Origin of the sequence: Paraburkholderia lebeckiae (assembly GCF_050436225.1) — a bacterium.
Classification (GTDB): Bacteria; Pseudomonadota; Gammaproteobacteria; order Burkholderiales; family Burkholderiaceae; genus Paraburkholderia; species Paraburkholderia tuberum.
This window is the reverse complement of sequence record NZ_JBNDLU010000002.1, coordinates 4,162,804-4,175,000: the sequence shown is the minus strand read 5'-3', so window position 1 is coordinate 4,175,000 and position 12,197 is coordinate 4,162,804. Positions and strand designations below refer to the sequence as shown.

General features: G+C 64.4%; 13 protein-coding genes (1 of these 13 running past the window's edge). 8 read left to right on the top strand and 5 right to left on the bottom strand.

The window, feature by feature from the left end:
* Both OKW45_RS33815 and OKW45_RS33810 read right to left on the bottom strand, forming a co-directional pair.
* Window positions 1-640, bottom strand: the start of a protein-coding gene (locus tag OKW45_RS33815) for an SGNH/GDSL hydrolase family protein (RefSeq protein WP_429473177.1). 641 nt of this gene lie to the left of the window's left edge; the window shows 640 of its 1,281 coding nt (coding positions 1-640); it begins with the start codon at window positions 638-640; the stop codon falls past the left edge of the window.
* A 113-nt stretch (window positions 641-753) separates the two neighbouring features.
* The gene (locus OKW45_RS33810; RefSeq protein ID WP_429473176.1) at window positions 754-2,376 is read right to left on the bottom strand and encodes an NAD(P)/FAD-dependent oxidoreductase; all 1,623 of its coding nucleotides are present in this window, start codon (window positions 2,374-2,376) and stop codon (window positions 754-756) included.
* Window positions 2,377-3,061: 685 nt separating this feature from the next.
* Here OKW45_RS33810 and OKW45_RS33805 point away from each other — a divergent pair.
* Window positions 3,062-3,511, top strand: a complete 450-nt coding sequence (locus OKW45_RS33805; RefSeq protein WP_035470484.1) for a hypothetical protein — start codon at window positions 3,062-3,064, stop codon at window positions 3,509-3,511.
* A gap of 16 nt (window positions 3,512-3,527) precedes the next feature.
* Here the strand turns inward: OKW45_RS33805 and OKW45_RS33800 are convergent, their stop codons facing one another.
* Together OKW45_RS33800 and OKW45_RS33795 are read right to left on the bottom strand one after the other, a co-directional pair.
* Window positions 3,528-5,018, bottom strand: a complete 1,491-nt coding sequence (locus OKW45_RS33800; protein ID WP_429473175.1) for an MdtP family multidrug efflux transporter outer membrane subunit — start codon at window positions 5,016-5,018, stop codon at window positions 3,528-3,530.
* Window positions 5,015-5,962, bottom strand: a complete 948-nt coding sequence (locus tag OKW45_RS33795) for an FUSC family protein (RefSeq protein WP_429473173.1) — start codon at window positions 5,960-5,962, stop codon at window positions 5,015-5,017. The genes OKW45_RS33800 and OKW45_RS33795 overlap by 4 nt, the downstream gene beginning before the upstream one ends.
* A 211-nt stretch (window positions 5,963-6,173) precedes the next feature.
* Here OKW45_RS33795 and OKW45_RS33790 point away from each other — a divergent pair, with 211 nt between their 5' ends.
* The gene (locus OKW45_RS33790) at window positions 6,174-6,533 is read left to right on the top strand and encodes a hypothetical protein (RefSeq protein ID WP_429473171.1); all 360 of its coding nucleotides are present in this window, start codon (window positions 6,174-6,176) and stop codon (window positions 6,531-6,533) included.
* A 32-nt stretch (window positions 6,534-6,565) separates the two neighbouring features.
* Here OKW45_RS33790 and OKW45_RS33785 read toward each other — a convergent pair whose 3' ends face one another.
* Window positions 6,566-6,883, bottom strand: coding sequence for a CHAD domain-containing protein (locus OKW45_RS33785; protein ID WP_429473170.1), 318 nt, complete (start codon window positions 6,881-6,883; stop codon window positions 6,566-6,568).
* Window positions 6,884-7,374: 491 nt separating this feature from the next.
* Here OKW45_RS33785 and paaA point away from each other — a divergent pair, with 491 nt between their 5' ends.
* The 6 genes from paaA (at window position 7,375) to OKW45_RS33755 (ending at window position 12,181) form a co-directional block, all read left to right on the top strand.
* On the top strand, window positions 7,375-8,373 hold the full coding sequence (paaA, locus tag OKW45_RS33780) for a 1,2-phenylacetyl-CoA epoxidase subunit PaaA (protein ID WP_429473169.1): 999 nt from the start codon (window positions 7,375-7,377) through the stop codon (window positions 8,371-8,373).
* 36 nt (window positions 8,374-8,409) lie between these two features.
* Window positions 8,410-8,694, top strand: coding sequence for a 1,2-phenylacetyl-CoA epoxidase subunit PaaB (paaB, locus tag OKW45_RS33775; RefSeq protein WP_018418671.1), 285 nt, complete (start codon window positions 8,410-8,412; stop codon window positions 8,692-8,694).
* An 8-nt stretch (window positions 8,695-8,702) separates the two neighbouring features.
* Complete coding sequence (gene paaC / locus OKW45_RS33770; protein ID WP_429473167.1) at window positions 8,703-9,524, top strand: 1,2-phenylacetyl-CoA epoxidase subunit PaaC; 822 nt, start codon at window positions 8,703-8,705, stop codon at window positions 9,522-9,524.
* A gap of 7 nt (window positions 9,525-9,531) precedes the next feature.
* Entirely contained in the window at window positions 9,532-10,101 is a 570-nt protein-coding gene (gene paaD, locus OKW45_RS33765; RefSeq protein ID WP_018418673.1) for a 1,2-phenylacetyl-CoA epoxidase subunit PaaD, read from the top strand.
* Window position 10,102: 1 nt separating this feature from the next.
* Window positions 10,103-11,191 carry a 1,2-phenylacetyl-CoA epoxidase subunit PaaE gene (paaE, locus tag OKW45_RS33760; RefSeq protein ID WP_429473165.1) on the top strand — a complete coding sequence of 363 codons (1,089 nt, stop codon included), beginning with the start codon at window positions 10,103-10,105 and terminating at the stop codon, window positions 11,189-11,191.
* A gap of 174 nt (window positions 11,192-11,365) precedes the next feature.
* Window positions 11,366-12,181: a DUF1835 domain-containing protein gene (locus tag OKW45_RS33755; RefSeq protein ID WP_429473164.1), complete on the top strand. Its 816-nt coding sequence runs from the start codon at window positions 11,366-11,368 to the stop codon at window positions 12,179-12,181.
* Window positions 12,182-12,197: the final 16 nt, after the last annotated feature.

Below are 12,197 nucleotides of genomic sequence, written 5' to 3'. Positions count from 1 at the left end.
CGGCCACGGCAAGCGACGGTGCCGCCGCCTCCACCGACAAGCCCGTGACCCACATATATTGCGTGAAGCGGCCGCGAAACGCCGTGGCGGACGCGTCGGCGGTGTGATTGCCGGGCCCCGACACATAATTCACCTGATTCGACACTCGGTGCCATGCGACGATCCGCTGCTCCGGTCCCATGAACGCACTGATCGCATATGGGGCGCCCTCGACGACATCGATCGCGACCGGATCGCTGTCCACCTCGCCGCCAGGCGGAACGCTGACCGCGCCCTTACCACCAAACGTCACCCGACTGCCGGCGCCCTCGACCGCTGCCGAGCCATCGGCCGAGCGCGCGATGCGCAGTTCGTCGATGACGAGAGGCGTCTTGCCGTACGCATTGCTCAGATGAATTCGCGCCACCCTCCCCGACAACGTCGGATACACGATTTGCCGAACGGTGCGCCCGGCGACTTCCGGCGCGCGATACAGCGGTGGCAACTCGGCCCGCTGTGGAATCGGTTGCAGCGCGGTCGCCCAAACGGCGACCCAATGCTCGGGCGCTTCGGCAGCGAACGCACTCGATGAAACGACAAACGGGGCAAATTGGGCAAGCAGCGCCGCGCCGCATGCGGCAGCCAGGGTGCGATTGGTCATTCGGAGGATCGGTTCGAGGCGAAACGCGCATTTTGCCCGAACGACGCGGCAATCGCCGGCAATCGCAGGCAGGTGCGCATACCCCGGCGCCCGGCGGCTGTGCCGGCTCGGACTCACGCCGTTTGCTGACTCATGATCTTCAGCGCGACCGCTTCGGCGACCTCGATTCCGTCGATTGCCGCCGAGTAGATCCCGCCCGCATACCCCGCACCCTCGCCCGCCGGATACAGCCCGTTGACGTTGACACTCTGGTAGTCGTCGCCGCGACGCACGCGTACCGGCGACGAAGTTCGCGTTTCAACGCCGGTCAGCACCGCATCATGCATCGCGAAACCGGCGATTTTCTTCTCCATCTGTGGCAGCGCTTCGCGAATCGCTTCGATCGCGTAGTCGGGCAGCGCGGTGCTGAGATCGGTTGGCCGCACGCCCGGCTTGTACGATGGAACGACCGAGCCGAGTGAAGTGGACGGCCGCCCCGCGATGAAGTCGCCGACCAACTGCCCTGGAGCCATATAGTTACCGCCACCGAGCTCGAACGCCCGCTCCTCCCACTTGCGCTGGAACGCGATGCCGGCGAGCGGCCCGCCCGGGTAGTCGTCTGGCGTAATGCCCACCACGATGCCCGCGTTCGCGTTGCGCTCCGCGCGCGAGTACTGGCTCATGCCGTTTGTGACGACGCGCCCCGGCTCCGACGTGGCCGCCACCACGGTGCCGCCGGGACACATGCAGAAGCTATAGACCGCTCGCCCGTTGCTGCAGTGGTGCACCACCTTGTAGTCGGCTGCGCCGAGCTGTTTGTGACCGGCAAATTTCCCAAAACGGCTCCGATCGATCACCCCTTGCGGATGCTCGATCCGGAAACCGAGCGAAAACGACTTCGCCTCGACGTGAACGCCGCGGTCGTACAGCATCTGGAAGGTATCGCGTGCGCTATGGCCGACCGCCAGTACAACGTGGTCGCAGCGCAGCGTCTCGCCGGTCGACAGCGTCAGCCCGCGCACCTGGCCGTTGTCGATGTCGATGTCCTCGACATGCGCTTCGAAGCGCACTTCGCCGCCCAACTCGTGGATGCTCGCGCGCATCTTCTCGACCATGCTGACGAGACGAAACGTGCCAATATGCGGCCGGCTCAGGTACAGGATGTCCTCCGGCGCACCAGCCCGCACGAATTCGTCGAGCACCTTGCGGCCGTAGTGTTTCGGGTCCTTGATCTGGCTGTAGAGCTTGCCGTCCGAAAAGGTGCCCGCGCCACCTTCGCCGAACTGCACGTTCGACTCGGGATTCAGCACCGATTTGCGCCACAGGCCAAACGTGTCCTTGGTGCGCTCACGTACGGCCTTGCCGCGCTCGAGGATGATCGGCCGGAAGCCCATCTGCGCGAGGATCAGGCCCGCGAACAGTCCGCACGGCCCCATGCCGATGACGACCGGACGCGGCGTGCTGAGTTGGGCGGGCGCTTCGGCGACGAACTTGTAGCTCATGTCGGGCGTCACGCCGCAATGCGGCACGTCGGCGAGCCGTTTCAGCGCGGCCCCTTCATCCTTTACCTCGACATCGACGATATAGGTGAGCTTGATGTCGGCGCGCTTGCGCGCGTCGTGCGCGCGGCGAAACACGGTGTACCGGATGAGCCCGTCCCGCGCCACGCCGAGTTCCGTGAGGCGCGCACGGATGGCGGCTTCGAGGGCGCTTTCGGGATGATCGAGGGGGAGTTTGATTTCGCTTAGACGTAACATGAGTACCGGAGATGCAAGTGGGCCGCAAATCGCGGCCAATTCGCAATTTTACCGGTAAGTGTCGGCGCGGGGTGGCGGCCGGTCTTGAACCGCCGGCCCATCGAAACTGGGCAAACCAGCATGCATGCTTCGACGCCCTCAATGAGCTATCAGCCCTATCGGTTGTTATCTAAGTTGAGCGCCAGGCCCTATAAAAATCAATGATTTAGCGCTCACCTTGCCATGAGCGCTCGACGCGGCTTGTCAGCTAACTTGAGCAATTCCGGGCTACTTGACAACAAACTTGAGCATTTGCGGACGCGCATCAATCGGGACCGCCGTTGCGGGAGGTTCGTACATCTTCCAGACCGGAAGCCGTGCTCCGTTGGTTTGTTCCGCCGACAGCCATTAGACCGCGTTACGCCGGTATCAGCTTGCGGCCGCACAGAACCAGATCACGCGATCGTCTCAGTTCGACCCTGACCACCCGTCCGGCCTCACAAGACCCAACGCCAGCTTTCGGACCGGACTAGCCCTTCGGCGGCTGCGATCCCAAGCCAGGTCGGCCTGCCGGTCGCACCTGCTGGCAGGTACCGCGGGACCGGTCTTCTTCACCCTGTTGGCTCACAGTCTTGGCACTACTCCCAGGAAATGCGCGCGCGGGCGCTAATATGGATGATCGCAAACAGCAATGAGCGGCAGCTCCATGAATGCATCGATCATCTCCGCACTGGCTGCACTCGTGGGCGCTGCAATCGGCGGCCTCACTTCGGTTCTGGCTTCATGGCTGACCCAACGCACCCAGGTTCGCGCGGAGTGGCGTGCACATGACCGCGTCCGGCGTCAGGAACTCTACAAGGAGTTCATCGAGGAGGCGACCAGGTGCTACGTTGACGCACTGCAACACAACGAGCCGGATCTGAACTCGGTTGGCAGCCTCTACGCTAAAATCGGCCGGATGCGGATCCAGTCTTCACGCGAAGTCGCAGACGAAGCCGACGTCATCGGACGCAAGATCGTCGACACCTACCTCGCGCCGGACAAGTCCTTCCTCGAGATTCGCGAGATGCTTGCGGACGGCTCCGTCGATATCCTCAACAACTTCAGCGACGCATGCCGCGCGGAGTTTGCATCGCTTCGCGCGCAACTGGATTGATGCCCGCTCGCACCGTTCAGCGCGGCATGAGTTCGACGGGTGCTTCGGCGCGATACCCGCCGCCGAGCGCCTTGGTCAACGCAATTTCGTGACTGAGCATCTGCCCTCGGAGCGTGAGCAGTGCAAGCTGCTCGGCGATCACCTGCTGGCGCGCTTCGAGCGCCGCGAGCCGGCTCGTCAGACCTCGTTGATAATAGGCTTCGACGCTGTCCCTCGCGAACGCAACCGATTCGATCCGCTGCTTCTGCAATTCGGCCTCCGCATCGAGCGCCTGCAGGCGGCTGCCCGTCTGCGCAACATCGCGTACTGCGTTGAGAACCGCCTGGTTGTACTGCTCGATCAACAGGTTGCTGCCCTCGCGCGCTCCGCTCAGGTTGGCGTTGAGCCGGCCGCCGTCGAAGATCGGCAGATACAGGCCCGGGATCAGGTTGATCTGCTGGCTTGCATGCGTGAAGAGGTCGGCAAGATGCAATGCGTTGAAGCCGAAGAACGCCTTGATGTCGAAGCTCGGGTAGAACGCCGCTTTCGCTGCGTCGTTCCGGTCGAACGATGACTCTACATACCATCGCATCGCGTGCAGGTCGGGCCGCCGGGCAAGGAGTTCGTATGAAAGCGTCGTCGGTAAAGCCGCCTTCGAGCGCGGGAGCGCGACGGGCTCGATCGCTGGCAAGCCGTTGGGTCCCGCGCCCGCCAGCGCTCGCATCGATTCGCGAAACTGCCTGATCTGTCCTTGCGCCGCCACAGTCTGCTGTTCGATGGCCAATTGCTCAGTTCTTGCTTCTTCCAGTAGCGTGCGGGCTTCGAGGCCCCGCGCCACACGAGCTTCGTGTGCCTTCACCGAGAACTCCGCCACTTCATGCGATTCGTCCAGCAGATCGAGAAGCTGGTAAGTCGTCTGAATGCCGTAGTAAAGCCGCGCGACATCCGTCGAGATTTCGAGTTCGACGGCGGACGTCTCGGCGAGCCGCGCATTGCTCACGCCCAGCGACGCCGCGACCTGCGCGCGCTGCTTGCCCCAGATGTCGACGGTGAGACTTGCGCCAAGTCCGACGACGCCCTCGGTGTACCATGGGCCCGTCAGCCCCAACGCCGGTTCGTTCATCGCAAACGGGCCGATGAAGCCGTTCGCGGAAACATGCTCGCGATTCAGCGGCGCAAGCGCCACGACCTGAAGACTCGACCCCGTTCTGACAAGCTCGACATCCGACCTCGCCTGGGCCACGCGCGTGCGTGCGATCACCATCGTCGGCGCATCGCTTAGCGCCTGATCGATCAGCGCACTGAGTTGCGCATCGTGATAGTGCGTCCACCAGCGCGCGGCCGGCCATCCATCGCGCGCGAGATGGATGTCGTCGGCGAGATTGATCTGTTCCGGCGAAATCGCAGGATAGGGCGTGCCGATGTCATGGATCAGCGTACACCTCACCAGGCTGCCGCACAGCCATCCCGCGACGCAGAAGGCAGTGCCATGCCAGGACGACACGCGAGACACTGATTGCGCTTTCATGTTCGTGCGGCCCGAAAAGCAGGCGCCTTAACGGGTGCCACGACGCGCCAGTCCGGCAATCCGGCGACCTGCCGTGCCAGATGTTCCGCTGCAGCGATGAGTGGCATGTCGAGCAGTTGGACCGGTTCGGCGGCTCGCGCGGCGATTTCCATGCGGCGCGGCGCGCGGGCGTCGGGCGGGCTGGCCGCGAGTTCATCCGCGTATCGGTTGAGTTCGGCGAGCGCCTGTTCCCAGGTCGAGCGCACTGCATCGATCGTTGGTGGGCTCCACGATCCCGCTTGCGCAACCAGCGTGTTGCGCAACGCATCGCCCGCCAGCATGATCTCGCGCCCCTGCGCGAGAACCGTTTGTGCGCACAGCGTCAGTTGCGTCTGTTCCGTCTCCTGCCAGCCCGGCTCGAGCGCAACGCGCGAGAGCGTCGCCTCGCAATCGGCCAGCACAGCCCACGCCTGCAACTGGCGCTGAGCGTAGGGCAATTCATCGCGCCTGTCGGCGTCTGCATGCGATGCGCTCAGATGTGCGGCAATCGCGCGCAACGTGGTCGCCAGCTTCTGCCGCAGCACGTCACCTTCGCCCTCGCGCCAGAACGACGTCTGCACGAAGGTCGCCACGCCGACGCCCAGCAGAATGCCCACCAACCGGTCGCGGATTTCAGTGAGATTCGTGGTTGGGCCGAATCGTTCGAGCAGCGCGAGCGAGAAGGTGAACATCAGCTGGATGCCTGCGTAGCCGATCCGCTCGGATCCAGCCGCTATCCACGCCGCGAACGCGACGACGGGCAACGTGATCAGCAGCAGGCCGACAATGTCGTCGAGATGCGGTATCACGGACACGACCATGAACAGTGCGAGCGCACTGCCGATGACAGCCCCCGCCAGCCGCAGCAACGCGCGCTGCGTCGATGCGCCGAGGTTCGGCAGCACGACGATCACGCAGGTCAGCATGATCGTGTGAATGCCCTGCTGTATAAATGCGTAGGCGCGCGTGACTGATGATCTTCACTTTCTATGGATTTGCCGAGGGACGAGACAGACACAAGCTGAGGCAGTGATCGCGCAGATTCACGAAGTGATACTCTCAGGTATTCCGATTCGCAACTTTACGCTCTGTCTTCGCCGCTGCTCGCTGAGAGTAAATACACTTTGGAGAATTCTGATGGGGAAGAAATCGTTTTCTGACAATGCCAGCGACTCAAATGAAACCTCAAATGAAACAACTGAACAGGCGTTGGTGGCGTTGACCATACAGATCAAGGAGTTCGTCCAGAACAGATCGCTCGATAGCCGGTTTGCTGCGAAACTCGTCAAGCGGTTGAAGAAGGAAGCTGATGTCATATCGGAAGGCGACAATTCAACGAAGCCTGGAAAAAAGGAGCTAAAGAAGGCCTTCGACGCAGTCGACGCAGTGCTGCGTGACCACGATGCAGCATTGTTAGTCAGGGCAAACGCGGCGCTGCGCGAGACGGACAACACGACCCGTAGTAAGAAGCCACAGCAACGACCAACGGAGGGTTGAGCGAGCCACTGCCTGTCAAAAGCGTCCAACGGTCACAAGCTGCGAAGCGGACTCTCCCCTTTGAGCCACAGGCGCGCCTGGTGCGGTGGCGGGAGGCGCCTGAAGCGTTTCCACCGCTTCTTCAATGTCTGATGATCGGCAGCGACGCGTGAAGCGAGATAACCTCGCGCGAAGGCTGCGCCCAAGGCCGCTTCGGGCGATGCTCGTGGCAACGGCTTCAGGAGCTGGTCGGCGACAACGGCATCGTTGCGCCAGCCCAGATCATCCTGGAGCTCGATCAACGCGTCGACATAATGCCGGACGGCGCGCCTCGCGCACAGCGACGCGAAAAACTCGGTCGCGTATCGCACTGTCTCGCGGCAATGCGGGCGCGGTGGCGACAGTGATCGTCGAGATCGGCGAGCCGCTTGCCACGTTTGATCAGTTTCCTGTGCCGGCGGCGCACGACTTGCGCGGCGAACTGCCCGCGCGCCTGCCAATCCCCTCCCGCTGCTTGTCGGATATCCCGTCTTGCCGGCCCTTCCGGTTTAACCAGAGCGCGAGTCGGAGAACCAGCCGGGTATAGCGAACCGACTCGACTGCGGCTGCCGCCGCTGCCGGTTGTTGACGGCGATCCGCTCGCGCGCCTGGCGGACAGCCGAGACTTCGTCCGCATTCCCATTGGCCCCCGCATGTGCAAGCGTCGATCCCGCGAGCACTCGCTTGGCCTTGGTTTTGGGTTTGACATACACGGCAACCGACAAAGCCCCAAACGCCTCTTCACAAAAAAATTTATTAACCGACCGGTCGGTTGGTTTATACTAGGTCGACACAGACCACTCCTCCAGAGAGAGCGTCCCTCATGTACACCCAATCCCTCGATATCCCCGGCAACGTCGCCCCGCTGGACGCGGACGCGAATTCGCCCGAACAGGCTCGCTTCGACGCGGTCATGACCGCCGACGGCAAGATCGAGCCGCAGGACTGGATGCCTGACGCGTACCGCAAAACGCTGGTGCGGCAGATCTCGCAGCATGCGCACTCGGAGATCGTCGGCATGCTGCCCGAGGGCAACTGGATCACGCGCGCGCCGAGCCTCAAGCGCAAGGCGATCCTGATCGCCAAGGTGCAGGACGAAGCCGGCCACGGCCTCTATCTGTATAGCGCCGCCGAAACGCTCGGCGTGTCGCGCGAGCAGCTGATCGACGCGCTGCACGCGGGCAAGGCCAAGTATTCGAGCATCTTCAACTACCCGACGCCCACCTGGGCCGACGTCGGCGTGATCGGCTGGCTCGTCGACGGCGCGGCGATCATGAACCAGATCCCGCTGTGCCGCTGCACGTACGGCCCGTACGCCCGCGCGATGATCCGCATCTGCAAGGAGGAGTCGTTCCATCAGCGCCAAGGCTTCGACGCGCTGCTCGCGATGATGGCCGGCACCGAAGCGCAGCGCGAGCTGGTCCAGCAGGCGGTGAACCGCTGGTGGTGGCCGGTGCTGATGATGTTCGGCCCGAGCGACAAGGACTCGGTCCACAGCAATCAGTCGGCCAGATGGGGCATCAAGCGCATCACCAACGACGACCTGCGCCAGAAATTCGTCGACGCGACCGTCGAGCAGGCGAAGGTGCTCGGCGTCACGCTGCCCGACCCGGACCTCAAATGGAACGAGGCGCGCGGCCACTACGACTACGGCGACATCGACTGGGAAGAGTTCTGGCGCGTCGTCAATGGCGACGGCCCGTGCAACCGCGAGCGCCTCGCGACCCGCGTGAAGGCCCATGAAGACGGCGCCTGGGTACGCGAAGCCGCGCTCGCCCACGCGGAAAAGCAGCGCCAGCGCGCGCAACAGCACGCCGCCTGAGTGGCACCGCACATCAAAGGAATCAGGAGATCAGCAATGAACAAGGAATGGCCGATTTGGGAAGTGTTCGTGCGCAGCAAGCAGGGACTCGACCATAAACACTGCGGCAGTCTGCATGCCGCCGACGCTCCGATGGCGCTGCGCATGGCGCGCGACGTCTACACGCGCCGCCAGGAAGGTGTGAGCATCTGGGTGGTGCCGTCCTCGGCGATCACGGCTTCGGCGCCGCACGAGAAGGCCGAGCTATTCGAACCGGCGGGCGACAAGATCTATCGCCACCCGACGTTCTACACGCTCCCCGACGAAGTCAACCACATGTAAGCACGGCCATGACCACTACGTCCATTACGCCCACTACGCCCGAACATCTCCAGTACGTGCTGCGCCTTGCGGATACTGCGCTGATCCTCGGCCAGCGCAACACCGAGTGGTGCGGCCACGGCCCGGTCCTCGAAGAGGACATCGCGCTGTCGAACATGAGCCTCGACCTGATCGGCCAGGCGCGCCTGCTGTACACGCACGCGGCCGAGCTCGAAGCGCAGCTCACCGGCCGTCAGCGCACTGAAGACGACTACGCGTACTTCCGCGCCGAGCGCGAATTCGCGAACTACACGCTCGCCGAGCTGCCGCATTACGGGCCGCTCGCCGGCACCGCGCAGGCCGAGAAGGATTACGCGGTGACGATCGTGCGCAACTTCCTGTACGCGACGCTGATGATGCATCTGTGGGGTGCGCTGACGGGCTCCAGCGACGGGCAGCTCGTCGCGATTGCCGCGAAGTCGATCAAGGAAACGCACTACCACGCGCATCACGCGAGCGAGTGGCTGATCCGTTTCGGGGACGGCACCGACGAATCGCACCGTCGCGCGCAGGCCGCGCTCGACTATCTGATGCCGTACACGTACGAGTTCTTCAGCGCGGACGCAGTGGAAGACGCGGTCGCCGCGGCCCGCATCGGCCCGCGCACCTCGGCGCTGGAAGCCGCGTGGCTCGACGACGTGCGCGCCACGCTCGACCAGGCCACGCTGACGCTGCCCGCGGCGCTGCGGCACGTGAGCACGGGCAAGCACGGCGAGCATTCGGAGCACATGGGTTTCGTGCTCGCGCAAATGCAGAGCCTCGCGCGCCAGCATCCGGGCGCCAGCTGGTGAGTACGCGATGACGACCTCGACCGCCCCGCAGCCCGCGAACGCCGCCGCTGCCACGACCGACGCCGCGTTCACCCGCGCATGGACCGTGCTCGAAGCGGTACCCGACCCGGAGATCCCGGTGGTGTCGATCCGCGAACTCGGCATCCTGCGCGACGTGCGACGCGCCGCCGACGGCGCGCTCGAAGTCGTGATCACGCCGACCTACTCGGGCTGCCCGGCGATGTCGCAGATTGCCGAAGACATCGGCCGTGCGCTCGAGGCCGCGCAGCTCATGCCATACCGCGTCGCCACCGTGCTCGCGCCGGCGTGGACCACCGACTGGATCACGGCCGAAGCCCGCGAAAAACTGCGCGTCTACGGCATCGCGCCGCCGACGGGCAACTGCGGTTCAGCCGCGACGTCAGCGTCGCAGGAGAAAGTCCTGCGCTTCGTGCCGCGCGCGCTGCCGGCCCCAGGCTGCCCGCGTTGCGGCTCGGCGCACACCGAGCGGCTCGCGCAATTCGGCTCGACCGCCTGCAAGGCCCTGTATCGCTGCCTCGACTGCCGCGAACCCTTCGACTACTTCAAACCGTACTGATATGGCCACCCCGCAATTCCATCCGCTGCGTATCCGCGAAGTGCGCCCCGAAACCGCCGATGCGGTCTCGGTCGCCTTCGAAGTCCCGCCCGAACTGCGCGACCACTATCGCTTCACGCAGGGCCAGTTCGTCACGCTGAAGACGCATATTGAAGGTGAGGAAACGCGCCGTTCGTATTCGATCTGCGTGGGCGTCACCGACTACGATCGCGACGGCGAGTTGCGCATCGGCATCAAGCGCGTGCGCGGCGGGCGTTTCTCGAACTTCGCGTTCGACACGCTGCAGCCCGGCCACACGATCGACGTGATGACGCCCGACGGCCGTTTCTTCACGCACCTGAACGCGGAACAGGGGCAGCAGTACCTCGCCTTCTCGGGCGGCTCGGGCATCACGCCGGTGCTCGCGATCATCAAGACGACGCTCGAAGTCGAGCCGCGCAGCACCTTCACGCTCGTCTACGGCAACCGCAGCGTCGACCAGATCATGTTCGCCGAGGAGCTCGAGGATCTGAAGAACCGCTTCATGAACCGCTTCGTGCTGTATCACGTGCTGTCGGACGACCTGCAGGACGTCGAGCTGTTTAACGGCGTGCTCGACCAGGAAAAATGCGCGGCGTTCATCGAGCAGCTCCTGCCGGCGGACGCGATCGACGAAGCGTTCGTCTGCGGCCCCGCACCGATGATGGACGCGGCCGAGGCCGCGCTCAAGGCAGCCGGCGTGCCGCCCGCCAAGGTGCACGTCGAGCGCTTCGGCACGCCGCTGCCGCAGGCGGGCGTGCCGCCCGTCGAGATCACCGCGGACACCCCCGCTGCCGACCTCGAAATCGTGCTCGACGGCAAGCGGCGCAAGCTGCGCCTGCCGTATCAGGGCGCGAGCGTGCTCGACGTCGGGCTGCGCGCCGGTCTCGCGCTGCCGTATGCGTGCAAGGGCGGTGTGTGCTGCACCTGTCGCGCGAAGGTGCTCGAGGGCGAAGTGAAGATGGAAAAGAACTACACGCTCGAAGAACACGAGGTCCGCGACGGGTTCGTGCTGACGTGTCAGTGTCATCCGGTTAGCGACAAGGTCGTCGTCAGTTACGACGAACGTTGAGTCGAGTGCTTTCGTGGCTAGGTACGGACTGCCCTCCTGTGACGTCCGCCACCGCTTTCGGCCGTTTCGCGATCCGCTTAAACTAGGGGCCGCTCATCGATCGGGACATCGGGTTCCAGTCGGCGAGCGGCCTCTTTTTGTTACAGCTGCTGGCGTCACTGCAAGCCCTTGCCCATGAGCACGATTCACCTCACCAACGGCGATGTCGCCGCCGAGTCGCTGCGTACCGCGCTGGACCAGGCGGGCCGCGACGATCGCGTGCAGCCGCTGCGGGACGATCTGGCGGTCGGCCCGTTACGCGGCGTCGACGACGCTCCGCACGTGCGCGCCGACTTCTGGGAACGCGTCAGCGCCGACACGCAACGCGACTTCGTGCGCGAGTTCCGCGAACAGGCCGCGGTGCTCGACGGCCTCGCCAGCAGCACCGCGAATCTCGTGGTGTGGCACGGCGAAAGCGCGTCCGATCAACTGATGCTGCGACGCGTCTGCTACCTGGTGCGCAACAGCCCGCAACGTTTGAACGAGGTGCGTCTGTCGATTGCCGACCTCACCGATCCGCAAGCGTGGGCGCATACCCGCAAGGATCGCGCGACATCGGTCGGCATGTTTGCGCCGGACGTATTGCAGACACACCTGCCGGACGCCGCGCCGATTTCCGTGCTGCGCATCAGCCGGCTCGCGCTCGAATGGCAGGAGGTCAAACAGGCGAACGGCGAGACGCGGCGCTGGCGTGCCAACACCTTCACGAGCGGCAGCGTTGCCGAAATCGACGCGCTGATCCTCGAACGCGCAACCGACGACTGGCAGCCCGCCGCGCGCGTCGCCGCCTACGTGATGACCGCCGGGTTGTGGTTCCTCGTCAGCGACAGCATCGTGCTGTGGCGCATGCGCGAACTCGCGGCGCTGCGGCGCATCCGCCTGCGCGGCGACGCGAACGAATGGCGCTCGCTCGAACTGCGCGCGGCATCCGCCCCCTGCTCACCCCAATAAGATAAGAACCGACGAA